The following is a 22,801-nucleotide window of genomic DNA, read 5'->3' as shown; positions in this document are numbered from 1 at the left end:
ATCGATAATCGACTAGCAAGGATCGATACTGATCGTTTCAAATCGTCGATGTGTCAGAACGCCCGCCCCACACTGAGCAGTACGCCTAGTGATCCCGAGCCGCGAGGAGGGAGGTCGGGATGTGCCCGACCGCGAGGACGACCGCGGCCAGCGCGATCCACGGGTTCTGCAGCCACGCCGCTGTGCCGAGGAAGGCGGCCACCGGCGCGAGGGCCATCGGGACCGGGATGCCGAGGACGGTGTCGAACAGCGCCGACGCGGGCCGGCCGCGACGCAGGTAGCGGATCCAGAGGGCCCCGTACGCGAGCACCGCCAGCGCCACCGGCACCGCCCACCCCCACGCGATCGGGCCGGTCGCCGTGATCGCCGGGACCGTCATGCAGAGCGCCTGCCCTGCCCTCTCGAACACGAGGAGCACACGGGGCACCGCCGGGCTCTCGAGCTTCGGCCTCGGCGGGAAGGGGATCAGCAGCAGGTTCGGCAGGAAGATCGCGAGACTCACCGCCAGGCCGAGCAGTGACAACCCCATGTCGTGATCGTACCGAGGGCTGCTCCCGGGGAATCAGTTCACAAAACAAACACTTTCCACCACTTTCTGACTATTGCGCTCTCCAGTTGACGTCGCTGTAATCTGCCGGAAATACTGAGGAAGCCCGAGACCGCACCGCGAGAGTGCGGACACATCACCCCAGGCCAAGGATGACCTAGATGACAGAACAGACCATTTCCTCACAGATAGGAACAGGTCGCCGGCCCCGTCGCCTCTCGGACGGGATGTTCGCGCTCCTCCTCACGGCACCCGGCCTCGCGCTCCTCGCCGCCGTCGTCGTGTACCCGCTGATCACGGCCCTCATCACCGCGTTCTACAAGCAGAGCCTCGTCGAGCCCGGCCGCGAGTTCGTCGGCTTCCAGAACATCGTCGACGTGCTCACCGGTGAGTTCTTCCCGCTCCTCACCCAGACCCTCGTCTTCACCCTCGGCACGACCATCGCGCCGTTCGTGATCGGCTTCGGCCTCGCCCTCGCCCTGAACACGCGCATCCGCGGCGCCAAGGTGCTCCGCGGCCTCATGCTCATCCCGTGGCTGATCCCCGGCGTGGTCGTGTCGTTCCTCTGGATGTGGATCTTCAACGCCAACTACGGCGTGCTCAACGCGGCCCTGGAGACCGTGGGCCTCATCGACTCCCCGCAGGCGTGGCTCGCGAACCCCACCACCGCCATGATCGCCGTGATCGTCGCGAAGACCTGGCAGTCGTTCCCCTGGATGATGGTCATGCTCCTCGCCGGCCTGCAGACCGTGCCGATCGAGCTGCACGAGGCCGCCGAGATCGACGGCGCCGGCACCATCCGCCGCTTCTTCTCCATCACGGTCCCGCAGATGAGCGGCATCATCGGCCTCGTGATCCTGCTGGAGTTCATCTGGAACTTCCAGCACTTCGACATCATCTACGTCCTCACCGGCGGCGGTCCCGCCGGCTCCACCCAGACGTTCGCGACCGCCGTGTACGAGACCGCGTTCGACGGCTTCGACCTCGGCCACGCCGGCGCGATCGGCCTGCTCTGGATGATCCTGCTGATGGCGCTCGTCGTCGTCTACGTCCGCCTGTCCGAGAAGGGAGAGAAGCGATGACCGCCGTGCTGACCGAGGAGACGGTGGCCGCCGTCTCCGCCCCGCCCGCCGCACCCCGTCGTCGGCGCCACCGCGCCGACCGCCGTGCCTCCACCGTGAGCGCCTGGATCGCCGTCGTCGTGTTCGGCGGGTTCGCGCTGCTGCCGGTGTACTGGCTGCTCGCGACCTCGCTGACCCCGCGCACAGAGGTGTTCAGCTACCCGCCGAAGCTGTTCCCCACCGAGATCACGTTCGAGGCCTACGCCGCCCTCGCGAACAACCCGGCCCTGTTCGGCTACCTCCGCAACAGCATCGTCGTCTCCGTCATCACCGCGATCCTCTCGGTCCTGGTGTCGGCGTACATGGGCTACGCGTTCTCGAAGTTCCGCTACCGCGGCCGCCGCAGCCTCATGTACTTCGTGCTGGCGTCGCAGATGTTCCCGCAGGCGCTGCTGCTCATCACCCTCTATGCGGTGTTCTCGGCATACGGCCTGCTCAACACCTACACGGCGCTCGTGCTGTCGTTCACGACGTTCACGCTGCCGCTGTGCGTGTGGATGTTGAAGGGCTTCTTCGACACGATTCCGGACGAGCTCATCGAGGCCGCGCGCGTCGACGGGGCCTCCCGCATGCGCATCATCCACTCCATCGTGCTGCCGCTGGCCGCGCCCGGCCTCATCGCCGCGGGGTTGTTCGCGTTCGTCCGCGGCTGGAACGACTTCATCTTCGCCCTCACGCTTGCCGGCCCCGACAAGCAGACCCTGCCGCCGGGACTCGTCAACACGTTCATCGGCGAGGCGTCCACCGCCTGGCCGGAACTCATGGCGGCTTCGCTGGTGGTCTCGCTCCCCGTGGCCATCGCGTTCATCGCCCTGCAGCGCTTCCTCGTCGGCGGGCTCACCGCCGGCGCGGTCAAGGGCTGACCCGCACCACCCCTCATCCGCAGTCCCTCGAAGAAGAGAGAGCACCCCCATGTCCGAGAACACTACCGTCTCCCGTCGCCAGCTCCTGCAGTTCGCCGGGCTCGGCGCCGCCGGCCTCCTCCTCGCCGGTTGCATGCCGAGCGGCGGCGGCAACGGCAGTCCGTCCTCCTCCCCCGGCGCCGGGCTCGGCACCGGCGACTTCACCGCCACCGACTTCTCCTTCTCCAGCTGGTCGCTGACCGAGGAGGCCGCCGCCCCGGCGACCCGCGCGCTGCTCGACGGCTACAAGAAGACCAACGAGGTCGGCATCACCGAGGTCTCCTTCCCCTACAACGAGTACTTCAAGCAGCTCATGCTGCAGGTGCGCGGCGGGCAGTTCACCGGCGCCGCGCACGTCGACGTCGCCTGGCTCGCCTCGCTGGCCGCGCTCGGCAAGCTGGAGGACGTCTCGGCACTCACGAAGGGCCGCGGCTACACCGCGTCGAGCCTGGAGGCCACGCAGCTCGACGGTAACCAGTACGCGTTCCCGTGGACCATCGGCGCGATCGGGCTCATCACCAACTCCGAGCTCCTGAAGAAGGCGGGGATCTCCACGTTCCCGACCACCGTCGACGACTTCGAGGCGGCGCTGAAGAAGCTCAAGGCCCTCGGCGGCGGCCTCATCCCCTACGCCGCCTCGACCAAGGCCGCCCAGCTCAAGGACGTTCTCATCTGGATGCAGACGTTCGGCAGCGACCTCGTCAAGGACGGCAAGGTCACGATCGGCGACGACGCGAGCATCGAGGCAGTCACCTGGTACAAGTCGCTGTACGACCAAGGGCTCATCGCCGCCGACGTCGACCGCTTCGACGCCCGCTCGCTGTTCTCCCAGGGCCGCGCCGCCATCTACGACGACGCCCCCGTGGGCCGCGCGTCCGTCACGAAGGACTCGCCGGATCCGGACCTCGCCTCCAAGCTCGTGCCCGAGTCCCGCCCCGTGCTGAAGAAGGGCGACACCCCGCGCGCCCTCGTCTGGGGTGGCGCGATCGCCATCGTCGGCGGCGGAGCCGGAGACAGCACGCGCACGGCCGCGGACTTCGGCCAGTGGGCCACGAGCGACCTGAAGGCGGTGCTCGGCGACTACGAGCTGCGCGGACTGCCGCCCGTGACCGAGGAGGCGCAGGCCTCGAAGGAGGTGGCGTCCGACGCGTTCGGCTCGCGCTTCGCCGAGAAGATCACGGCGACCGCGACCACCAACCCGTTCTGGCAGTACCCGCAGTACGCCCAGATCGAGACCGTGATCGCCGACCGCGTGCAGGCCGTCCTCGTGGGACAGCAGAGCGCGAAGGACGCGATGGCGCAGGCCGGCGACCAGGCGCAGAAGCTGCTGGGCTGAGGAGCATCGCCATGACCCTCCGCTGGAAGGCCGGCGCCACCGCTGCCGCCGCCCTCACCGCACTCGTCCTCGCCGCGCCGGCTCCGGCCGCCGCCGCGACCCCCGACGTCGAGACCGTGCCCGTCACGGTCGACAGCTCCAACCAGTCCGGCTGGTGGAACCCGCTCGTCGTCGACGGCGACGAGACGTACTTCGCCTACAACGTGCCCGGTTCGGTGGCGACGAAGCACCAGGTGAACCTGGCCGTCCGCGCCGCCGACGGCACGTGGACATCGGGCTGCCTGCGCCTGGCGACCGGGGCCTGCGCGGAGTATGCGGACGACAACGGCCACAACCAGCCCTCGATCGCGATCGACGGCGACGGGTACATCCACGCGTTCGTCTCCATGCACCACGAGCCGTGGAAGTACTTCCGCTCCACCGTGCCCTACGACGCGACCTCGCTCGTCGACGTGAGCGCCGAGATGCCCGACGCCGGCGCCGCGATCTCCTACCCGGTCACCGCGCAGGGCGCCGACGGCGACATCTGGCTCATGGTGCGGGTGGGCGCCGACCCGCAGGCCCGCCGCGACGGGGTGCTGTACCACTACGACCCCGCCGCCGGGACGTGGAGCCGGGAGACCACGATCGCCGCGGCCGTGAACCACTCCTTCTACCCGGACGACCTCGAGGTCGACGCGGACGGCAAGGTGCACGTGCTGTGGGAGTGGGGTCCGTGGCCCGCCGATCCCTACCGTCACCTCGGTTCGTACGCGGTGTACGACCCGGCCACGGGCGGCTTCCGCGACGTCGCCGGGCAGGCGCTGCCGACACCGATCCGCCCGGACACCCCCGGCGCCGTCGTGTGGCGCGGCTACGAGCCCGGCGAGACCATCGGCGACGCCGTGCCGGCGGTGCAGACCGCGAAGATGGCCCTCGCCGACGGCGAGCTCGTGGGCGTGACCTACCGGTACGCGGATGAGACGGAGAACGCCTTCGACGTGCGATGGGCGACCTGGACCGGCTCGGCCTGGACGAGTGAGACCCTCGTGGACACGGACGCCCCGGGTGGCGGCGTGCAGACCATCGCCGCCCTCGACACGACGACCGCGGGCGGTGAGACCCGCGTCTACGCCGTGGTGTCGGTGCAGGACTGCGGCATCACCCGCAGTCAGACGGTGCTGCTGACCGCCGGAGCTTCCGGATGGACCGCCGACACCGTGGGCGACCCCGTCGTGGGCCAGCAGCGGCTCCGCGCGGCGACCCGCGCCGACGGCACCGACGTCGTCTACCTCAGCGCCCCCGCTGTTCCCGGCGGCGGGACGCTGCGGCACGCCGAGATCCCGCGCGACGGCCAGGCCGGCACCACCAGCCTCTCCGCCATCGTCGCCTCCCTCCGCGGCGATGCCGGCGGCGAGAACCTGGCGCTCGGCGGCACCGCGACCGCCTCGTCCCAGCTCCGCGCCGACACCGGCCCGGAGAAGGCCATCGACGGCGGGTGCACGGATGCGAGCCGGTGGATCTCGGCGGCCTCCGACACCCAGCCGACCATCACGGTCGCGTGGGACGAGGCCGCGCCGCTCGACGTCGTCCGGGTGCGCAGCGGCTACACCGTCGGGCCGCCGCAGACGTCGGTGCTGCGCGACTTCACCGTGCAGCTCCGGACCGCCGGCGGCTGGGTCACTGTCGGCACCATCACCGGCAACACGAAGACGACGGTCGTCGTCGACGCCCAGGGACGGACCGCCGACGCCGTGCGACTCCTCATCACCGACCCGTCCGACTCCGCCACCGACGTCGCCCGCGTCTACGAGATCGAAGCGATCGCCGCGCGCTGAGCGGCACCACCACCCCTCCCGAAAGGAACCCATCCCCATGCGCACCCAGACCGTCGAAGCCGACATCATCGTCGTCGGCGGCGGCCTCGCCGGAGTGAGCGCCGCCGTCGCGGCCGCCCGCCTCGGCCGACGTACCGTGCTGATCAACAACCGGCCGGTACTCGGCGGCAACTCCTCGTCGGAGGTGAGGGTCTGGGTGTGCGGAGCGACCGCCCACGGCAACCAGCGGTGGGCGCGGGAGACCGGGATCATCGGCGAGATGTACCGGGAGAACCAGTTCCGCAACCCCGAGGGCAACCCCGTGTACTGGGACGACGTGGTGCTCGACATCGTGCGCCGCGAGCCCAACCTCACGCTGTTCCTGAACACGGAGGTGCTCGAGGCCGAGGCCACCGGACCCGACGACGCCCGTCGGGTCCGGTCGGTCACCGGCTGGACGATGGGCTCCGAGATCCGCACGGTCTTCCGCGGGCCCCTGTTCCTGGACTGCACGGGCGACGGGCTGGTCGGCCGTCTCGTCGGCGCCCGGCACCGGCTGGGCAAGGAGAGCCGCAGCGAGTTCGGTGAGGACTGGGCGCCCGAGCAGCCCGTGCGCGAGTTCCTCGGCTCGACGCTCCTCTTCTATACGAAGGATCTCGGGCACCCGGTGAAGTACGTCGCGCCGGAGAGCGCGAAGGACATCTCGACCACCCCGATCCCCTCGTCGCGCATCATCCGCAGCGGCGACAGCGGCGCGCACTACTGGTGGATCGAGTGGGGCGGCACGCTCGACATCGTCGACGACAACGAGGCGATCCGCGATGAGCTGCGGGCGGTGATCCTCGGCATCTGGGACCACATCAAGAACTCCGGCGAGTTCGACGCCGACAACCTGACGCTGGAATGGATCGGCAACATCCCCGGCAAGCGCGAGTACCGCCGCTTCATCGGCGACTACACGCTGCGCCAGCAGGACATCCTGGAACAGACGTCGTTCGACGACGGCATCGCGTTCGGCGGCTGGTCCATCGACCTGCACCCCGCCGAGGGCATGTACGCGACGGGGGCCGGCGCGGTGCAGCGCTTCTCGGACGGCGTCTTCGAGATCCCGTTCCGCTCGCTCTACTCCGTCAACGTCGACAACCTGCTGATGGCGGGCCGCGACATCTCGGCCACGCACATCGCGTTCGGCGCTGCCAGGGTGATGGCGACATGCGCCGCGATGGGCGAGGCCGCGGGCACCGCCGCCGCCCTCTGCTACGCCCACGACGCCACGCCCCGGGAGCTGTACGAGAACCACCGTGCGGAGCTCCGGCAGACGCTGCTGCGCGCCGACGCGTCCCTCATCGGCGTCGCGAACGAGGACGCCGCCGATCTCGCCCGCACCGCGGCCGTCTCCGCGTCCAGCACCCTGCGCACGATCGGCACCCCGGCGAGCGCGGTGGCCGCCGCGACCCCGCACGCCCTGACGGACGACCTCGGCGTCGTCGTCCCCGTGCACCCGCGCCTCGACACCACCGAGCTCCTGCTCAGCGCCGAGGCCGACACGCAGGTCATGGTGGAGGTCTGGTCCACCGGCCGTCCGCAGAACATCGTGCCCGCGGTGCTCGAGCACCGCACGGTGATCGACGTCCCCGCCGGTGGCCCGTCCTGGGTGCGGGCGGAGACGCCTTTCGCGCCGGAGGAGCCGCAGAACGCGATCGTCGTGCTCCGCGCGAACCCGCAGGTGCACGTGCAGCTCGCCTCCGAGCTGCCGCCAGGGGTGCTCACCCTCGTGCACCGCGTCGACAACGACGACCGCAACGTGCAGGTCGACCGCGACGGCCTCCTCGTGCAGTGGCCGACCAAGCCGCTGCGCGGCCGGGTGCCCGCGTTCCGCACGGCCCCGGACTCCGAGGCCGTCGCGCCGGAGCGCGCCGTCTCCGGCTACAACCGTCCGTTCGGCGGGCCGCACCTGTGGGCGTCCGCTCCGGAGGCGGAGGGCCCGCAGTGGCTGCGCCTGGACTGGGAGCAGCCGATCACGGCATCCGAGATCCGTCTCGTGTTCGACGACGACGTGGACCTGGAGCTCAACACCCTGCATCACCACCGCAGCCCCGACGAGGTGCTGCCCCAGCTCGTGCGCGACTATCGCGTCGAGGTGCAGCCGGAGGGCTCGGACGAGTGGCGCACCGTGGCCGAGGAGCGCGACAACCGCCATCGCCTGCGGGTGCATCCGCTGCCGGCGGACCTCGGCGCCTTCACGGCCGCCCGCCTCGTGGTGGAGCGGACGAACGGCGTCGCGGAGGCGCGCGTGATCGCGTTCCGAGTGCAATCGTGACGGAGGGCGCTAACGTGAAGGGCATCCGTCGTCCCGGCGGAGACCGTCGTCCCTCCAGGAGGCCGCAGGTGACCACCTCGCCCGGCGGCCGCGTGCTCCCCGTCGCGCGGGCCACCCGCACGGGACTCATCGCGCTCGCGGTGCCGCATCTGGAGGAGCCGTACTTCGCGGAGCTCGGCTCCCGCATCGTCCGCGGTGCCGACGACCGAGGGCTGGCGGTGCTCATCGTGCAGACCGAGGGCGACCACGGCCGCGAGATCGACGTCGCCAACGGCGTCGGCCTGCCACCCATCGACGGGCTCATCCACATCCCGCGCTCGCTCACGGTCGCCGACCTCACCCGCCGCACCTCCCCCGGGCCGCTCGTGCTGCTCGGCGAGCACATCCAGGTGAGCCCGTTCACGCACGTGACGATCGACAACCGGGCCGCCGCCTACACCGCCACGGAGCACCTGCTCGCGGTCGGCTGCCGCCGCATCGCCTTCGTCGGTCGCCGCGATGCCCGCCCGTCGGACGCCGCCGACCGTCGGCATGCCGGATACCTGGAGGCGCTGGCCGCCGCCGGAATCCCCGCCGATCCCGCACTCACCGCGCAGGTCGACGCCTTCACAGCCGAGGAGGGTGAACGCGTGGCGGGCGCCATGGCCGCCGCGGTCCCCGACCTCGACGGCATCGTCTGCTCGAACGACTCCGTTGCCCTCGGCGCCCTGGCCGCCCTTCAGGCCCAGGGACGGAACGTGCCGGGAGACGTCGCCGTCGTCGGCATCGACGACATCCGCGCCGCACGCTTCGCCGTCCCCGCCCTCAGCACCATCGCCCCCGACCACGCGCGCCTCGTGGACGCCGCGTTCACGGAGCTGGAACGGCAGATCGCCGCACCCCCGGGAGCCGATCTCCCGGTGCGGCACGTGACGGTCGGCGCCCGGCTGATTCCGCGGGCGAGCACGGCCCGATGACGGCGGCGGACTCACTCCGCGAGGGCCGCCGCGAGCGCACGTTCGTCGCCGCCGTCGCGCGGCGCGACGTGCAGGGTACCGACGTGGGCGGCGAGCAGCTCCCGCGCGGAGTCGTCGAGGCCGTCGTCGGTGATGAGGCGGTCGATGTCGCTGAGGTCGGCGACGGTCGTGAGTCCGACCACGCCCCAGCGGCTGTGCTCCGCGAGGACGACGACCTCCCGCCCTGCAGCCATGAGCGCCCGGTTGGTCTCGGCCTCCAGCAGGTTCATGGTCGTGATGCCGGCTTGCTCGTCGAGGCCGTGGGCGTCGAGGAACACGAGGTCGCAGTGCAGATGCTCGAGGGCGCGGACGGCGACCGGTCCGACGAGGGCCTGCGAGGGCGTTCGCACGCCCCCGGTGAGCACGACCGTCTGCGTGTACGGGGCGTCCGCGCGGTCCGGCGGCGAGAACAGGTCGGAGACCGGCAGGGCGTTCGTGACGACCGTGAGCTCCGGGACGCGCACGAGCTCCCGCGCGAGCGCCAGCGCCGTGGGTCCGCCGGAGATGCCGACGGCCATGCCGGGCTCCACGAGATCCGCGGCCGCCGCGACGATCGCACGCCGTTCGGCCGAGGCCGCCGGGGCCGGAGCCAGGCGCTGGAGGCCCCGCGCCCGCACGCCGCCACGGATGCGCTCGACCGCGCCCTCCTCGGCCAGCTGATCGACGTCGCGCCGCACCGTCATCTCGCTCACCTGCAGCGTGGCCGCGAGCTCGCCGATGGACGCAGTGCCGCGATCGCGGGTCAGGGCGAGGATGCGCTCGCGTCGTTCCGTGACCAGCACGCGGTCTCCTTCCGATGGAGCCTCCAGTCTGCCACGCACCCCCGCCCGCCCCACTCCCGGAACAGGATCCCTCAGCCCGCATGACCTTCCCCGAGCCTTACGCCACCTGGTTCCCCGATGCCGCGTTCGACGGCAGCTACGGCCGCACCGAAGCCGACCTCCGCGCCGTCCGCCCCGTGCCCGCGCCGCCCGGTTTCGCCGACCGCTGGCGGCGCTGGCGGCGCGAGGCCGCCGCGGTGGACGCGGCCCCCGTGGTCCTCTCCACCTCCGAGGAGCAGGGCCGTCGGGTGTCCGTCGTCGAGCATGCCGGCGTCAACGGCGTGCGACTGCGGGCCTGGGTGGTCGAGCCCCTCGACGGCCCTCCCCGCGCGGGCGTCGTGCACGGCCACGGCTACGGGGGTCGCGACGCGGTCGATCTCGCCCGGGTGCCGGACGACGTCGCGGCGATCTATCCCGTGGCCCGCGGGCTCGGCGTGCTGAACGCGGGGATCGGAGCGCCCGAGCCCACCCCCGAGCACGTGCTCGCGGGCATCGACGATCCGGAGCGCTACGTGCTCGGCCTCTGCGCGCGCGACCTGTGGCTGGCGGCGGACGTCCTCGTCTCGGTCGTCGGCGCGCTTCCTCTCTACTACGTCGGGGAGAGCTTCGGCGGCGGCATCGGCGCGCTCGCCCTGCCGTGGGACGACCGGTTCGTGGGGGCCACCCTCATCGTGCCGAGCTTCGGCCAGTACGACGAACGGCTGGCGGTGCCGTGCCTGGGGAGCGGGGAGACCGTGCGTCAGCACGTCCTGCGGCATCCCGAGGCCCGCGAGGTGCTGCGCTGGTTCGACTCCTCGACGAGCATCGGCTTCGCGGAGGTACCGGTCCGGGTGGAGGCGGCTCTCTGGGACCAGTACGTGCCGCCGCAGGGGCAGTTCGCGGTCGCCGCGGGGGCCCATGATCTCGAGCTGGCGGTGCTTCCGGCCGGCCATGCGGAGTATCCCGGGTGGGACGACGTGACGGCGGCCGCGATCCGCGACGGGCGCGCACATCTCGAGCGCGCGCTTGCCCGCTGAGACCGCCGCATGCGCGGCTCCTCGCGCGCGGGAGAGCACTGGACGCAACCTGTCATAACAGGTACAGTGAGCTTGTCATTACAGGTTGCGCGACGACGCAGCACCCGTTTCGAGGAGCATGGATGCCCGAGTACCAGACCCCGCCGATCTCCCCGATGGCGATCGCCTTCGACGCTGAGAAGCTCACCCTCTCCCCCGAAGGCCCCACGCTGACCCGGCGGATGTCCGACCTCGAGGGCCTGTTCCGCGACCACGACGCCTGGGCGGCCGCCGCCGCGGGCGAGGACCCGATCGTCTACACGGTCGTCAGCTCCCCTGTGCCCGAGATCGAGCGCGAGCTGCCGCAGTCGATCACCACGATCATGCCCGGCGACACGGGCGGCGAGCTCTGGATGACCAAGGGCCACCAGCACCCCGACCACCAGGGCGAGATCTACCTCGCGCTGCACGGCCGCGGCGGACTGCTCATGTTCGACGGCGAGCGCACTGAATGGCTCGACATGCTCCCGGGCACCATCGGCTACATCCCGCCGGGCTGGGCGCACCGCTCCGTGAACACCGGGGACGAGCCCTACTCCTTCCTCGCCGTGTACCCGGGTGGTGCAGGCCACGACTACGGCTGGGTGCTGGAGCACGGCATGGGCTCGCGGGCGTTCCGCGCGGAGTCCGGCGTCGACCTGCGTCCCTACGCGGAATAGGCTCCGGCCATGATCATCGCCCACGACCTCGGCACGACCGGGAACAAGGCGTCCCTGCACCACGACGACGGCCGCCTGATCGCCGCGGTCACGGTTCCCTACCCCGCCCACTTCGCGGCCGGCGGCGTCGCCGAGCAGGACCCGGCCGACTGGTGGCACGCGGTCGTCACGGCGACCCGCGATCTGCTCGCGCGCACCGGTACCGCCGCCGCCGACGTCGCCGGGCTCGTGGTCAGCGGGCAGATGATGGGCGCCGTGCTGCTCGACGCCGACGGAGAGCCCGCGCGGCCGGCGATCATCTGGGCCGACACCCGCGCCGGCGCCCAGCAGCGCGAGCTCGAGGCGGCGGTCGGCGCCGAGCGCGCGTACGGCATCCTCGGTCACCGCCTCAACCCCACCTACTCGATCGAGAAGGTCATGTGGGTCCGGGACAACGAACCCGAGGTGTGGGAGCGCGTGCGCCGGGTGTGCGTGGCCAAGGACTTCATCGTGCTGCGGCTGACCGGGCGGTTGGCCACCGACCGTTCGGACGCCTCCGGCACGAACGCGTACGACCAGGTCGCCGGCACGTGGTCCCCCGAGATCCTCGCCGCCGCGCGGCTCGATCCCGCCCTGTTCCCCGAGATCCTGGAGTCGACGCAGATCGCGGGCCCGCTCACGGCCGCCGCGGCCGAAGCGCTCGGGCTGCACACCGGCGTCCGGGTCGTCATGGGCGGCGGCGACGGACCGCTCGCCGCGGTCGGCTCCGGAATCGTGGCGCCCGAGGACGGCGCCTATGTCTGCCTCGGCACCTCGTCGTGGATCTCCTTCGCGGCGGACGCCCCGCTGCACGACGCCGCGATGCGGACCTTCACCTTCGACAACGTCGTCCCGGGCTCGTTCGTGCCGACCGCGACCATGCAGGCCGGCGGCGCCTCCGTGCAGTGGATCGCCGAAGCCCTCTCCGTCGACCCCGCGCACCCGGAGACGGGGCGCCTCGTCGCCGAGGCCGCGAGCGATGTCGACACCGACGACCTCTACTTCCTTCCCTACCTGCTCGGCGAGCGCTCCCCGCTGTGGGATCCCGACGCGCGCGGCGCGTTCGTCGGTCTCGCCCGCCACCACGGGCGGGCCCACCTCGTGCGCGCAGTCCTGGAGGGGACGGCGTTCAACCTCCTCACCTGCATCCAGGCGTTCCGGGGAGCTGGCGCGACGATCGACCGCATCGACGCCGTCGGCGGCGGCGCGCAGAGCGACGTCTACCTCGCCGTCCTCGCCGACGTCTGGGGAGTGCCGGTTCGTCGCCGCACCATCGTGGAGGAGGCGAACAGCCTCGGTGCCGCGGTCACGGGAGCCGTCGGTCTCGGCCTCACCGACTTCTCCGCCGCCCGAGCGCTCAGCGAGGTCACCGCCGAGTTCACGCCCGACCCCTCCCGGCATGCGGTCTACGCCGAGCGCCACGCGCGTTTCACCGACGCCTACACGGCCCTCGCGCCGTGGTTCGCCGGAAGGCCGCATTGATGGGCGTCATCCTCGTCACGAGCCGCTCCTTCTCGGACGGCGACCTCGACCTGGTCGGGCGCGCCGCGCAGGCCGGACACCGTATCCTCCGCGGACCCGCGCATCACGACCTCGACGAGCTGCGGGTGCTGCTGCACGGCGCCGACGCCTGGATCGCCGGCACCGGACCGGTCACCGACGCGCACCTCGCCGCCGGCCCGAAGCTCAAGGTCGTGGCGCGCTACGGGGTCGGCACCGAGGCGGTGGACCTCGCGGCGGCACGCGAGCGCGGCATCCCGGTCACGAACACCCCCGGCGCGAACGCCGACGCGGTCGCCGACCACGCGGTCGGCCTCATGCTCGCCGCCCTGCGCACCATCCCGGACGGCGACCGCCGCGTGCGGACCGGCGACTGGACCGTGCGCCGCGGCCGGGAGCTCGGCGCCGCGACGGTCGGCATCGTCGGCTTCGGGCGGATCGGCCAGGGGGTCGCGCGGCGACTGGGCGGGTTCGGTCCGCGGCTGCTCGCCTCCGACCCGTTCCTGCCCGCCGACCTCGTGCGGGACCGCGGCGCCGAACCCGTCACCCTCGACGACCTGTTCCGCACCGCCGATGTGATCACCCTGCACGCCCCCGGCGGGCAACAGCTCGTCGACGCGGACCGCCTCGCCGGGATGCGGCCGGGCACCGTGCTCGTCAACACCGCCCGGGGCGACCTCGTGGACGAGCAGGCCGTGGCCGACGCGCTCCGCGACGGCATCCTCGCCGGGTACGCGGCGGACACCCTCGACGGCGACACGGCCGCGCACGACAGCCCCCTGCTCGACCCGGCGCTCGCCGACCGCGTCATCGTCACCCCGCACCTCGGTGCCCAGACCACCCAGGCCGTCGACAACATGGGGGCGCTGTCCCTCGACGACGTGATCGCGGTCCTCCGTGGCGCCGACCCCGCCCACCCCGTCCCCGTCCCCGCGTCCGCCCCCGAGGAGAACCGATGACCACCGCCGCGACGCCCTCCGCACCGCCCGCCACCGCCGACTACATGGGCTTCGTGGGCGTCACCACCGCCTCGTCGTCGATCATGAAGGTGTTCCCGCTGTGGGCCGACATCCTCGGCCTCCCCACCCGGACCCTCGTCGGCCACGACCTGCCGATGGATGCCGACCCCGCGCAGTACCGCGCCATGGTCGAACAGATCCGCGACGACCCGCACCACCGCGGCGCGCTCGTCACCACGCACAAGATGAACGTGTACGCGGCGGCGTCCGACCTGTTCGACGAGCTCGATCCGTTCGCGGTGTCCTGCGCCGAGATCTCGAGCATCGCCAAGCGCGGCTCCACGCTGTCCGGCCGCGCGAAGGACCCGATCACGGTCGACCTGGCGCTGCGCGACTTCCTGCCCGCCGATCACTTCGCGCGCACCGGTGCCGAGGTCGTCATCCTCGGGGCCGGTGGTTCCGGCACCGCCCTGAGCTGGGCCCTCGCCGAGCGGGACGACGCCCCCGCGCTCATCACCGTCACCGCGCGCACCCAGGACAAGCTCGACCACCTCCGCGAAGTGCACCTCCAGCACGGCACCCCGGAGGGACTGCTTCGCTACGTCGTCACCGAGACGCCGGAGGAGGCCGACGCTCTGGTCACGGCCGCCCCCGCGGGATCGGTCATCGCGAACGCCACCGGGCTCGGCAAGGACCGCCCCGGGTCGCCCCTGACCGACGCGGTCGTCTTCCCCCAGGGCGCGTACGTGTGGGAGTTCAACTACCGCGGCTCGCTGGAGTTCCTGCACCAGGCCGAGGCGCAGGAGGACGATCGCGCGCTGCTCGTGGTCGACGGCTGGCGGTACTTCATCCACGGCTGGTCGCAGGTCGTGGCGGACGTGTTCGACCTCGACCTCACGCCCGAGACCGTCGAGCGCCTCGCGGAGGCTGCGGAGTCGGTGCGCTGATGCCCGCCGTGCGGACCGTCCTCGGCGACATCGACCCGTCGCAGCTCGGGCGCGTGGACTACCACGAGCACCTGTTCCAGGTGTCGCCGCTGCTGGTCGGGGACGAGCTCGACGACGAGGCCGCGTCCGGCGAGGAGGCCGGTCTGCTGCGGGCGAGCGGCTTCGAGGCCATGGCCGACGCCACGCCGTTCGGCCTGGGCCGCGACCCCGCCGCCGTCGCCCGCATCAGCGCCGCGACCGGGCTGCATGTCGTCGCGACGACCGGTCGACACCGTGAGGCCCACTACGGCCCCGACCACCCGATGCAGGTGTGGGGCGCCGACCGCCTGGCCGCCCTGTTCGTGTCCGACCTCACGCGCGGGATGCCGGCGGATGACGCCGCGGTGTTCGAGACGCCAGACGTGCCCCTCGCCGCGGGCCCTGGAGGGGAGCCCGTGCGCGCCGGGATGCTGAAGGGCGGCGCCGACTACTGGCGCATCAGCCCGTTCGAGCGGACGACCCTGGTCGCCGTCGCCCGGGCGCACCGGGAGACGGGAGCGCCCGTCATGGTGCATCTGGAGTTCGGCACCGCGGCCCACGAGGTCCTCGACCTCCTGGAGGCCGAGGGGGTGGCAGCGGATCGCGTCGTCCTGGCCCACGCCGACCGTGACCCCGACCCCGGTCTGCACGTCTCGCTCGCCGAGCGCGGTGCCCACCTCGGCTACGACGGCTTCGCCAGGCCGCGCACCCGGTCCGACGCGGAGCTGCTGGCGCTCACGGTCGCCGTGGTCGAGCGCGGGGCCGGCGACCGGATCCTGCTCGGAGGCGACGTCGCCCGTCGCACCCGGTACATCGCCTACGGCGGCATGCCGGGTCTCGCCTACCTCGGCGAGCGCTACCTCCCGCGACTCCGCGAAGCCGTCGGCGATGACGCGGTGCACCGGATGCTCGTCACGACGCCGGCGCGCTTCCTGACTCTCCGCCCCTGACCACCCGAACCCGAGGAGTCGTCATGCCCGAACCCACCGTCCTCCACGCCGTCTTCACCGCGCAGCCCGGGGCCGCCGACCGCGTCGCGGCACTGCTGCGGGACTTCGCCGAGGTCGTCCGCGCCGAGGAGGGCAACATCGTCTTCGAGGCCCACCGTCTCGTCGACGACCCCGACCGCTTCTTCGTCTACGAGGTCTACCGCGACGAGGACGCCTTCCAGGCCCATCTCCACGCACCCGCCGGCGTCCCCTTCAACGCCGCGCTCCAGGAACTCATCGTCGAGCCCACCTCGATCCTCACGTTCCTCCGCCCCCTCTGACCCCGTCTGACCCCTCTCCGTCTCCCCTCTCCGTCTCCCTGTTTCACCTGCACGACCTCGCCACGCCCGCACGCCCGTTCCGGCCCCCTCGTCGTGCCCCCGTCACCCCGTCGTGCATCCGCCCCTCGTCGTGCCCACGTCCGTCCTTCTGGCTGACCGTCCCTCGTGCCACACGGCTCCGCTCGGCCCTCCGGTTTCACCTGCACACCCCTGTCACGACGGCACGACCCAACCGCCCACCCGGTCACACATCGGTCCCCGCGTCGTGCATCCGTCCCACCCCCGTCCCCCCACCCCGGACCCCAGACCGATCCCAGACCCAGACCCCAGACCGACCCGACCCCGGACCCTGTTCATCTGCACGACCCCGAGACGGGTGCACGAGGAAACCGGGGGTCCGATCGTGCATCCGCCCCGGGGTCGTGCAATCGGACCGCCGATCGCCCACGGACCACGGACCACGGACCACGGACCACGGATCACGGACCCACGGACCCGGAACACCACTGAACACGACGAAGCCCCCCGCCCGAAGGCGAGGGGCTCCGTCGTGCGGGTCACTCGTAGAGGACCGCGGCGATCTTGTCGTCGTCGATGTTGTTCTTGTCGTACCAGTAGGAACCGGTGTCGTAGAACTCCTCGACGTCGTCGCCGTTGGCCGCGTCGTAGGCCGCCTGCACGACCTGGGCGCCGATGCCGATCGGGTCCTGCGTGATGGCGCCGGCCATGGTGCCGTCCTTGATGGCGTTGATCTGGGCTGCACCGGAGTCGAAGCCGACGATGGTGATCTTGCCCTTCTCCAGGCCGAGCTCGTTCACGGCGTTCACGACGCCGATGGCCGAGCCCTCGTTGGTGCCGTAGATGCCCTTGAGGTCGGGGTGCGCCGCGATGAGCGTCTTGGCGATGTCGGCCGACTTCAGGTGGTCGCCGTCACCGTACTGGATGTCGACGATCTCGATGTCGGGGTAGTCCGCCTCGATCTTCTCGACGAAGCCGTCGCGACGCTCGACACCCGTCGAGTTGATCTGCGAGTGACCGACGATGGCGACCTCGCCCTCGCCGCCGATCAGCTCGGCCATGTGCTCGGCCGCCAGCGCGCCGGCGACCTTGCTGTCCGTCGCGGAGAGGCTGAGTCCGACGTCGCCGTTGCACGGGGCGTCGAAGTAGACGACGGGGATGTCCTTCGACTTCGCCTGCTCGAGCGGGGCGACGCACGCCTCGGGGTCGAGGGCGGCGTAGGCGATGGCGTCCGGGTTCTTGTCGATCGCGGCGGTCAGCATCTCGAGCTGCTGCGCGATCTCGGTCTCGGCGGCCGGGCCCTCGAAGGTGATCTTGACACCCAGCTCCTGGGCCTTCTCCTCCGCACCCTTCTTGACGGCCTGCCAGAACTGGTGCTGGAAGCCCTTCGAGACCATGGCGATGTACATCTCGCCGTCGCTGCTGCCGGTGTCGCCGCCCGAGCCCTCTTCGATCACGTCGCCGCCGCCGGCACAGCCGGCGAACACGAGCGCGGATGCGGCCACGAGTGCCGCGAATGCGGTCTTCTTGCCGAATTTCATGGAAACTCCGTTGTTCTGTGTGGGTGCCGGCCAGGACCGGCGGGTGGACATTCGTGGTGCCTGTGCGGAGGGTTCCGCGGGGTCCGGCCGGAGCCGGGGACGGCGGCGGGCACGGGTTTCGCCGCCGCCGTGTCTCAGGTCCGCTGGCGGTTGCGCAGCGAGTCGAGGAAGACGGCCAGCAGGACGACGACGCCGACGACGATGTTCTGCCACTCCGGCTGGATCGACATGATCCGGAGGCCGTTGACCAGGACGCTCATGATGAGCGCACCGATCACGGTGCCGAGGATCGAGCCGCGGCCGCCGAGCAGCGAGGTGCCGCCGATGATCACGGCCGCGATGGCCTGCAGCTCGTAGCCCGTGCCGATCTGCGGCTGGGCCGAGTCGAGGCGGGCGGCGATAACGATGCCGGCGATGCCGGTGAAGGCGCCCGCGAACATGTAGATGAGGATCGTCCAGCGGCGCGTGTTGACGCCGGAGAGGCGCGTGGCCTCCTCGTTCGATCCGATCGCGAACGTGTACCGCCCGAGGAGCGTCTTCGACAGCACGAGCCAGGCGACGATCGCGAGGGCCGCGGTGATGAGCACCGCGTTCGGGATGCCGGGGATGAGCACGCCGAGCGCGATCTTCTTGAAGTCGGGAGCCGAGGTCGAGAAGTAGATCGGCGCGACGTTCGAGATGACGAGGGCGAGGCCGCCGGCGATCATCATCATGGCCAGCGTCGCGATGAACGGCGGCAGCCGCAGGAAGGTGATGTTGACGCCGTTCACCAGACCCATGAGCACACCGGTCGCGATGCCGCCGAGCACGCCCACCCACACGGGCAGGCCCAGGTTGGTGATGAGCACACCCGTCATCACGGCGCAGAGCGCCATGCCGGTACCGATCGACAGATCGATGCCGCCGGTGATGATGACGAACGTCGTGCCGAGGGCGAGGATGCCGATGACCGCGGTGGACAGCAGCACCGTGGCGATGTTGCTGAAGGTGAAGAAGTTCGGGCTGGCGATCGAGAAGAAGATGACCAGGACGATCAGGGTGCCGAACGCGAGCGACTGCTGGAACTGCCGCTTGAGGAACCCGGCGACGTCGCGCTTGTCGGTGTCCTCGTTGACGGCCGTCTGGATGATCGTCGTCGTCGACGATCCGGACTGCTGTGGGGTGCTCATCAGTCTTCCTCCCCGTGGGCTGCGAGTTGCATGATCTTCTCCTGGCTGGCTTCCTCGTTGCGGAGCGTCCCGGTGATGCGGCCGTTCGCGAACACGGCGATGCGGTTCGCGACCCGGAGGATCTCGGGGAGCTCCGACGAGATGACGATGATGGACTTGCCCGCGTCGGCGAGCTGCTGCATGAGGCGGTAGATCTCCTCCTTCGCACCGACGTCGATGCCTCGCGTCGGCTCGTCGAAGATGAGGATGTCGCAGTCGCGCATCAGCCACCGGGCGATGACGACCTTCTGCTGGTTCCCTCCGGAGAGGAGCTTGACGACCTGGTTGACCGAGGGGGTCTTGACCCGCAGCTGCTGGACGTATTCCTTGGTGCGGTTCTTCGCCTTGCTGTCGCCCATCCAGCCGATGCCGTTGGCGTAGGAGCCGAGCGACGCGAGCACGGTGTTGAAGGTGACGTCCTGCTCGAGCATGAGGCCGAGCAGCTTGCGATCCTCGGAGAGGTAGCCGACGCCGTGCTTGACCGCGTCCGCGGGCTGTGCGATGCGGACGGTGCGCCCGCCGATCGTGATCGTGCCGCCGTCGCGGTGGTCGGCGCCGATCACGGCCCGGGCGGTCTCGGTGCGGCCGGCGCCCATGAGGCCGGCGAATCCGAGGATCTCGCCCTTGTGCAGCTGGAACGACACGTCCTTGAGGAGCTTCCGCGTGGAGAGCCCCTGCACGTCGAGCACGATGGGGTCGTTGAGATGCTCCCGCGCCTGCGGACGCGTGCCCTCGTCGATCACGCGGCCGACCATCATCTCGATGATCGTCGGAATCGTGATCTCGGACTTGTCGAGTGATCCGATGTATGTGCCGTCGCGGAGCACGGTCACGCGGTCGGCGAGGCGGCGCAGCTCGTCCATGCGGTGCGAGATGTAGACGATGCCGGTGCCGCGCGCCTTGAGCTGCTCGATGAGGACGAAGAGGGTCTCGACCTCGCTGTCGGTGAGGGCCGACGTCGGCTCGTCCATGATGAGGACCTTGGCGTTGAAGGACAGCGCCTTGGCGATCTCGACCATCTGCTGCTCGGCCACCGTCAGCTCTCCCACGCGCTGGCGGGGGTCGAGGTGGATGTCCAGGCGCTGCAGCAGCTCGGCCGTCTGCCGGTTGAGCTTCCGCTCCGACAGGAACGGGCCCGTCGTGGGCTCGCGGCCGACGTAGATGTTCTGCGCGACCGTGAGGTCGGGCATCAGGTTGAGCTCCTGGTGGATGATCGTGATCCCCAGCTCCTGCGCCTGCAGCGGGCTGGTGAGCTCGACCTCCTGCCCCTCGAACGTGATCGTGCCCTCGTCCTTGGTGTAGATCCCGGAGAGGATCTTCATCAGGGTGGACTTGCCGGCACCGTTCTCACCCACGAGGACGAGCACCTCGCCGGCGCGCACCTCGAGATGCACGTCCTTCAGCGCCTGGACACCGGGGAATCCCTTGCTGATCCCCTCGACCCTCAGGATGGGTCCACTCATGCGCTCACCTGCTTCCTTGAAGGTTCTGTCGCGATTTCGGCGGACCGTTCCGCCGTAAACATCGGATCAATTCTGCGTCCTGCACCCGGGTCAGTGCAAGTTGTATCTAAATGTATCTAACGATCGGCGGCGGGGGAAGACCTGTAATAACATCTTGATCTCGAAGCACCCGCGGGCCTCAGTGGAGGCGGATGGAGTCGACCGCCACGAGCTTGTCGCGGATGTAGTCGTTCGCGTGCGCCCCGAGTTCGTCGTTGTCCGTCCAGAGGTTGCGCCAGATTCCGAGCATGCGGCTGAGGTCAGGCGCGACCACGGCCGAGGAGAACGACTCGAACACGATGGGGCCGTCGTAGCCGATGCGTCCGAGCGCCTTGAAGAACGTGTCGAAGTCGACCGTCCCGGTGCCGAGATAGCCGCGGTGGCTCTCGCCGATATGCACGTACCGCAGGGCCGGGGCCGCATCGAGCACCGGCGCGAACATATCCGACTCCTCGATGTTCATGTGGTACGTGTCCAGGTGGATGCCGAGGTTCGGACGGTCGACCTCAGCGAGGTACGCCAGCGCCTGCCGCGCGGTGTTCAGCACGTTGGTCTCGTAGCGGTTGACGACCTCGAGCGAGACGGAGACTCCCCGCTCGGCGGCGTGGTCGGCCACTCGGGCGATCGTCCGACGGCTCGAGGCGAGACCCTCGGGCGTGACCGGATCCATGTACTTCTTCATGGCGCTGTAGATCACGCCGCAGAAGTGCGTGCCCCCGAGCTCGGCGAGCACGTCGACCGCGCGGAGCAGGAGCGCCTCGCCCGCGGCCACCACGGCGGGGTCACCGCTGGTGATGTCGGTCTCGTCGGAGAGCCCGAGCGAGGCGCTGACCGCGAGTCCGTGCTCCGCGAGGGCGGCCTTCGCGGCGGCGACGTCGAACGAGAACGGATCCATCAGCGGGAACTCGATGAGGTCGAAGCCCGCCTGCTTCGTCTTCTCGACCGCGAGCCGGATGCCGTCCGCGTCGAAGGTCCCCGTCCAGACGAGTCCGTGGCAGCCGATGTTCATGAGCGCTCCTCCGGCGGGTGTCCGGCACCGTCGCCGCGCGGACTTGGCACGTTACAAGTCCGGTGTGCGAGTCACGCTACGTCGCCGTCGACCGGGGTGTCAAGAACTTTCTTGGCACGTTACAAGTCCTCCGCTAGCCTGGGCCTCATCGGGCCGCACACCGACGGCCCCACCGTCGAAGGAGACCCATGTCCGCGAGCGTGAAGGACGTCGCGGCTCTCGCGGGGGTCTCGGCATCGACCGTGTCGAACTACCTCAATCACCCGCACGTCCTCGGCGCCGCCAGCCGCGAGCGGGTGCGCGCCGCGATCGCCGAGCTCGGCTTCGTGCCGAACGAGTCGGCCCGCCAGCTCCGCGCGGGATCGAGCAAGGCCCTCGCCCTCATCCTCCTCGACGCCTGGCTGCCGTACTTCAACGACCTCTCCCGCGGCGTCGACGACGTGGCGCGGGAGGGCGGCTGGTCGCTCTTCTTCAGCGACAGCGCCCGCGACGCCGCCCGCGAGGAGCAGAACATCGACATGTTCGAGGCCCACCGGGTGCAGGGCATCATCATCTATCCGCGCGGCGATGTCGTGCCGCGGCTGGAGCAACTCGCGACCCGCGGGATCCGCTCGGTGGTCGTCGGCCCCATCCGGGATTCGCCCTCCGTCGCCGCGGTCACCTTCGACGACCGCGGCGGAGGACGGCTGGCCGGTGAGCACCTGCTGTCCCTCGGCCGACGCCGCATCCTGTTCCTCGGAGCCCCGACGGTCAGCCAATCGAACGACCGCCTCGCCGGCCTGCGCGATGCGGTGGCGGGCACGGACGTCCGCGTCTCCGTCCTCGACGTCGAGCATCTGGCGACCGAGGACGGCCTCCGCGCCGGGGCAGGCCTCGTCGAGCTCCCGGCGGACGAGCGCCCGGACGCGGTCTTCGCCGCGAACGACGGGGTGGCCCTCGGTGTGCTGACGCAGCTGCTCCGCCACGGCATCCGGGTGCCGGAGGAGATCGCCCTCGTCGGCTTCGACGACGTGGCCGCCGCACACCAGGGCGTGGTGCCGCTGACGAGCGTGCGGCAGCCCGGCTACGAGATCGGCCGCGCCGCCGGGGCCGCGCTGCTGCAACTCCTCGCCGATCCGACCGCTCCCCCGCCGGCGCCGACGCCGTTCCCGGCCGAGCTCATCGTGCGGGAGTCCACCGTCGGGCGGTGAACCCGGCGTTCACAACTCAGGAGAAGAGCGCGGCTCCGCGTCGAAACGGCCCGTCCAGCCGCTTTCACC

The 22,801-nt window shown here is 70.9% G+C and carries 20 protein-coding genes; 14 read left to right on the top strand and 6 right to left on the bottom strand.

Annotated features, from left to right (window positions below; genetic code table 11):
- Nucleotides 1–85 precede the first annotated feature (85 nt).
- A complete protein-coding gene (locus tag AB0N68_RS07955; RefSeq protein WP_292795062.1) occupies nucleotides 86–529 on the bottom strand; it encodes a hypothetical protein in 444 nt (147 codons plus the stop codon).
- Between the two features lie 179 nt (nucleotides 530–708).
- Here AB0N68_RS07955 and AB0N68_RS07950 point away from each other — a divergent pair, with 179 nt between their 5' ends.
- The 6 genes from AB0N68_RS07950 (at nucleotide 709) to AB0N68_RS07925 (ending at nucleotide 8,978) form a co-directional block, all read left to right on the top strand.
- Nucleotides 709–1,629 (top strand): carbohydrate ABC transporter permease, encoded by a 921-nt coding sequence (locus tag AB0N68_RS07950; protein WP_025105393.1) that lies wholly within the window; start codon nucleotides 709–711, stop codon nucleotides 1,627–1,629.
- Complete coding sequence (locus AB0N68_RS07945; RefSeq protein ID WP_101848185.1) at nucleotides 1,626–2,531, top strand: carbohydrate ABC transporter permease; 906 nt, start codon at nucleotides 1,626–1,628, stop codon at nucleotides 2,529–2,531. The genes AB0N68_RS07950 and AB0N68_RS07945 overlap by 4 nt, the downstream gene beginning before the upstream one ends.
- A gap of 49 nt (nucleotides 2,532–2,580) precedes the next feature.
- Complete coding sequence (locus tag AB0N68_RS07940; RefSeq protein WP_292795058.1) at nucleotides 2,581–3,906, top strand: extracellular solute-binding protein; 1,326 nt, start codon at nucleotides 2,581–2,583, stop codon at nucleotides 3,904–3,906.
- Between the two features lie 11 nt (nucleotides 3,907–3,917).
- The gene (locus AB0N68_RS07935) at nucleotides 3,918–5,723 is read left to right on the top strand and encodes a BNR-4 repeat-containing protein (RefSeq protein ID WP_292795056.1); all 1,806 of its coding nucleotides are present in this window, start codon (nucleotides 3,918–3,920) and stop codon (nucleotides 5,721–5,723) included.
- Nucleotides 5,724–5,760: 37 nt separating this feature from the next.
- Entirely contained in the window at nucleotides 5,761–8,022 is a 2,262-nt protein-coding gene (locus AB0N68_RS07930; protein ID WP_292795054.1) for an FAD-dependent oxidoreductase, read from the top strand.
- Between the two features lie 68 nt (nucleotides 8,023–8,090).
- A complete protein-coding gene (locus tag AB0N68_RS07925; RefSeq protein WP_268777049.1) occupies nucleotides 8,091–8,978 on the top strand; it encodes a LacI family DNA-binding transcriptional regulator in 888 nt (295 codons plus the stop codon).
- 11 nt (nucleotides 8,979–8,989) lie between these two features.
- On the opposite strand, the gene AB0N68_RS07920 is transcribed toward AB0N68_RS07925, so the two are convergent.
- Nucleotides 8,990–9,799 (bottom strand): DeoR/GlpR family DNA-binding transcription regulator, encoded by an 810-nt coding sequence (locus AB0N68_RS07920; RefSeq protein WP_363332463.1) that lies wholly within the window; start codon nucleotides 9,797–9,799, stop codon nucleotides 8,990–8,992.
- Nucleotides 9,800–9,879: 80 nt separating this feature from the next.
- Here AB0N68_RS07920 and AB0N68_RS07915 point away from each other — a divergent pair, with 80 nt between their 5' ends.
- The 7 genes from AB0N68_RS07915 to AB0N68_RS07885 all read left to right on the top strand — a co-directional run bounded on the left by AB0N68_RS07915 (nucleotide 9,880) and on the right by AB0N68_RS07885 (nucleotide 16,264).
- The gene (locus AB0N68_RS07915) at nucleotides 9,880–10,854 is read left to right on the top strand and encodes an acetylxylan esterase (RefSeq protein ID WP_363332461.1); all 975 of its coding nucleotides are present in this window, start codon (nucleotides 9,880–9,882) and stop codon (nucleotides 10,852–10,854) included.
- A gap of 122 nt (nucleotides 10,855–10,976) precedes the next feature.
- Nucleotides 10,977–11,552: a glucose-6-phosphate isomerase family protein gene (locus AB0N68_RS07910; protein WP_025105385.1), complete on the top strand. Its 576-nt coding sequence runs from the start codon at nucleotides 10,977–10,979 to the stop codon at nucleotides 11,550–11,552.
- 9 nt (nucleotides 11,553–11,561) lie between these two features.
- Entirely contained in the window at nucleotides 11,562–13,052 is a 1,491-nt protein-coding gene (gene xylB, locus AB0N68_RS07905; protein ID WP_313366527.1) for a xylulokinase, read from the top strand.
- The gene (locus AB0N68_RS07900; protein ID WP_232089109.1) at nucleotides 13,052–14,029 is read left to right on the top strand and encodes a phosphoglycerate dehydrogenase; all 978 of its coding nucleotides are present in this window, start codon (nucleotides 13,052–13,054) and stop codon (nucleotides 14,027–14,029) included. The genes xylB and AB0N68_RS07900 overlap by 1 nt, the downstream gene beginning before the upstream one ends.
- Nucleotides 14,026–14,976, top strand: a complete 951-nt coding sequence (locus tag AB0N68_RS07895; RefSeq protein ID WP_292793369.1) for a shikimate dehydrogenase family protein — start codon at nucleotides 14,026–14,028, stop codon at nucleotides 14,974–14,976. The genes AB0N68_RS07900 and AB0N68_RS07895 overlap by 4 nt, the downstream gene beginning before the upstream one ends.
- The gene (locus AB0N68_RS07890; RefSeq protein WP_292793372.1) at nucleotides 14,976–15,944 is read left to right on the top strand and encodes a phosphotriesterase family protein; all 969 of its coding nucleotides are present in this window, start codon (nucleotides 14,976–14,978) and stop codon (nucleotides 15,942–15,944) included. Before AB0N68_RS07895 ends, AB0N68_RS07890 begins: the two co-directional genes overlap by 1 nt.
- A gap of 23 nt (nucleotides 15,945–15,967) precedes the next feature.
- On the top strand, nucleotides 15,968–16,264 hold the full coding sequence (locus AB0N68_RS07885; RefSeq protein ID WP_126894150.1) for a putative quinol monooxygenase: 297 nt from the start codon (nucleotides 15,968–15,970) through the stop codon (nucleotides 16,262–16,264).
- Nucleotides 16,265–16,821: 557 nt separating this feature from the next.
- Here AB0N68_RS07885 and AB0N68_RS07880 read toward each other — a convergent pair.
- The 4 genes from AB0N68_RS07880 to AB0N68_RS07865 form a co-directional block, all read right to left on the bottom strand.
- Complete coding sequence (locus AB0N68_RS07880; RefSeq protein WP_071329175.1) at nucleotides 16,822–17,823, bottom strand: ABC transporter substrate-binding protein; 1,002 nt, start codon at nucleotides 17,821–17,823, stop codon at nucleotides 16,822–16,824.
- A gap of 134 nt (nucleotides 17,824–17,957) precedes the next feature.
- Nucleotides 17,958–18,992 (bottom strand): ABC transporter permease, encoded by a 1,035-nt coding sequence (locus tag AB0N68_RS07875; protein ID WP_025105378.1) that lies wholly within the window; start codon nucleotides 18,990–18,992, stop codon nucleotides 17,958–17,960.
- Nucleotides 18,992–20,494: a sugar ABC transporter ATP-binding protein gene (locus AB0N68_RS07870; protein WP_025105377.1), complete on the bottom strand. Its 1,503-nt coding sequence runs from the start codon at nucleotides 20,492–20,494 to the stop codon at nucleotides 18,992–18,994. Before AB0N68_RS07870 ends, AB0N68_RS07875 begins: the two co-directional genes overlap by 1 nt.
- Before the next feature lie 178 nt (nucleotides 20,495–20,672).
- On the bottom strand, nucleotides 20,673–21,542 hold the full coding sequence (locus tag AB0N68_RS07865; RefSeq protein ID WP_292793379.1) for a sugar phosphate isomerase/epimerase family protein: 870 nt from the start codon (nucleotides 21,540–21,542) through the stop codon (nucleotides 20,673–20,675).
- A 188-nt stretch (nucleotides 21,543–21,730) separates the two neighbouring features.
- Between AB0N68_RS07865 and AB0N68_RS07860 the strand changes: the two genes are divergently transcribed.
- Nucleotides 21,731–22,732, top strand: coding sequence for a LacI family DNA-binding transcriptional regulator (locus tag AB0N68_RS07860; protein WP_292793382.1), 1,002 nt, complete (start codon nucleotides 21,731–21,733; stop codon nucleotides 22,730–22,732).
- The last annotated feature ends 69 nt before the right edge of the window (nucleotides 22,733–22,801 follow it).

The sequence above is a fragment of the Microbacterium meiriae genome (genome assembly GCF_040685015.1).
GTDB classification, from domain to species: Bacteria; Actinomycetota; Actinomycetes; order Actinomycetales; family Microbacteriaceae; genus Microbacterium; species Microbacterium meiriae.
Note: the sequence above shows the minus strand (reverse complement) of the source record. Positions and strands in the feature narration are given on the sequence as shown.

Bases quoted from the DNA above. Each gene is read 5' to 3' on its own strand.
- AB0N68_RS07875 (WP_025105378.1), bottom strand. From the start codon at position 18,992: ATGAGCACCCCACAGCAGTCCGGATCGTCGACGACGACGATCATCCAG.
- xylB (WP_313366527.1), top strand. From the start codon at position 11,562: ATGATCATCGCCCACGACCTCGGCACGACCGGGAACAAGGCGTCCCTG.
- AB0N68_RS07930 (WP_292795054.1), top strand. From the start codon at position 5,761: ATGCGCACCCAGACCGTCGAAGCCGACATCATCGTCGTCGGCGGCGGC.
- AB0N68_RS07890 (WP_292793372.1), top strand. From the start codon at position 14,976: ATGCCCGCCGTGCGGACCGTCCTCGGCGACATCGACCCGTCGCAGCTC.
- AB0N68_RS07940 (WP_292795058.1), top strand. From the start codon at position 2,581: ATGTCCGAGAACACTACCGTCTCCCGTCGCCAGCTCCTGCAGTTCGCC.
- AB0N68_RS07935 (WP_292795056.1), top strand. From the start codon at position 3,918: ATGACCCTCCGCTGGAAGGCCGGCGCCACCGCTGCCGCCGCCCTCACC.
- AB0N68_RS07885 (WP_126894150.1), top strand. From the start codon at position 15,968: ATGCCCGAACCCACCGTCCTCCACGCCGTCTTCACCGCGCAGCCCGGG.
- AB0N68_RS07950 (WP_025105393.1), top strand. From the start codon at position 709: ATGACAGAACAGACCATTTCCTCACAGATAGGAACAGGTCGCCGGCCC.
- AB0N68_RS07895 (WP_292793369.1), top strand. From the start codon at position 14,026: ATGACCACCGCCGCGACGCCCTCCGCACCGCCCGCCACCGCCGACTAC.
- AB0N68_RS07945 (WP_101848185.1), top strand. From the start codon at position 1,626: ATGACCGCCGTGCTGACCGAGGAGACGGTGGCCGCCGTCTCCGCCCCG.
- AB0N68_RS07900 (WP_232089109.1), top strand. From the start codon at position 13,052: ATGGGCGTCATCCTCGTCACGAGCCGCTCCTTCTCGGACGGCGACCTC.
- AB0N68_RS07955 (WP_292795062.1), bottom strand. From the start codon at position 529: ATGGGGTTGTCACTGCTCGGCCTGGCGGTGAGTCTCGCGATCTTCCTG.
- AB0N68_RS07860 (WP_292793382.1), top strand. From the start codon at position 21,731: ATGTCCGCGAGCGTGAAGGACGTCGCGGCTCTCGCGGGGGTCTCGGCA.
- AB0N68_RS07880 (WP_071329175.1), bottom strand. From the start codon at position 17,823: ATGAAATTCGGCAAGAAGACCGCATTCGCGGCACTCGTGGCCGCATCC.
- AB0N68_RS07865 (WP_292793379.1), bottom strand. From the start codon at position 21,542: ATGAACATCGGCTGCCACGGACTCGTCTGGACGGGGACCTTCGACGCG.
- AB0N68_RS07915 (WP_363332461.1), top strand. From the start codon at position 9,880: ATGACCTTCCCCGAGCCTTACGCCACCTGGTTCCCCGATGCCGCGTTC.
- AB0N68_RS07910 (WP_025105385.1), top strand. From the start codon at position 10,977: ATGCCCGAGTACCAGACCCCGCCGATCTCCCCGATGGCGATCGCCTTC.
- AB0N68_RS07870 (WP_025105377.1), bottom strand. From the start codon at position 20,494: ATGAGTGGACCCATCCTGAGGGTCGAGGGGATCAGCAAGGGATTCCCC.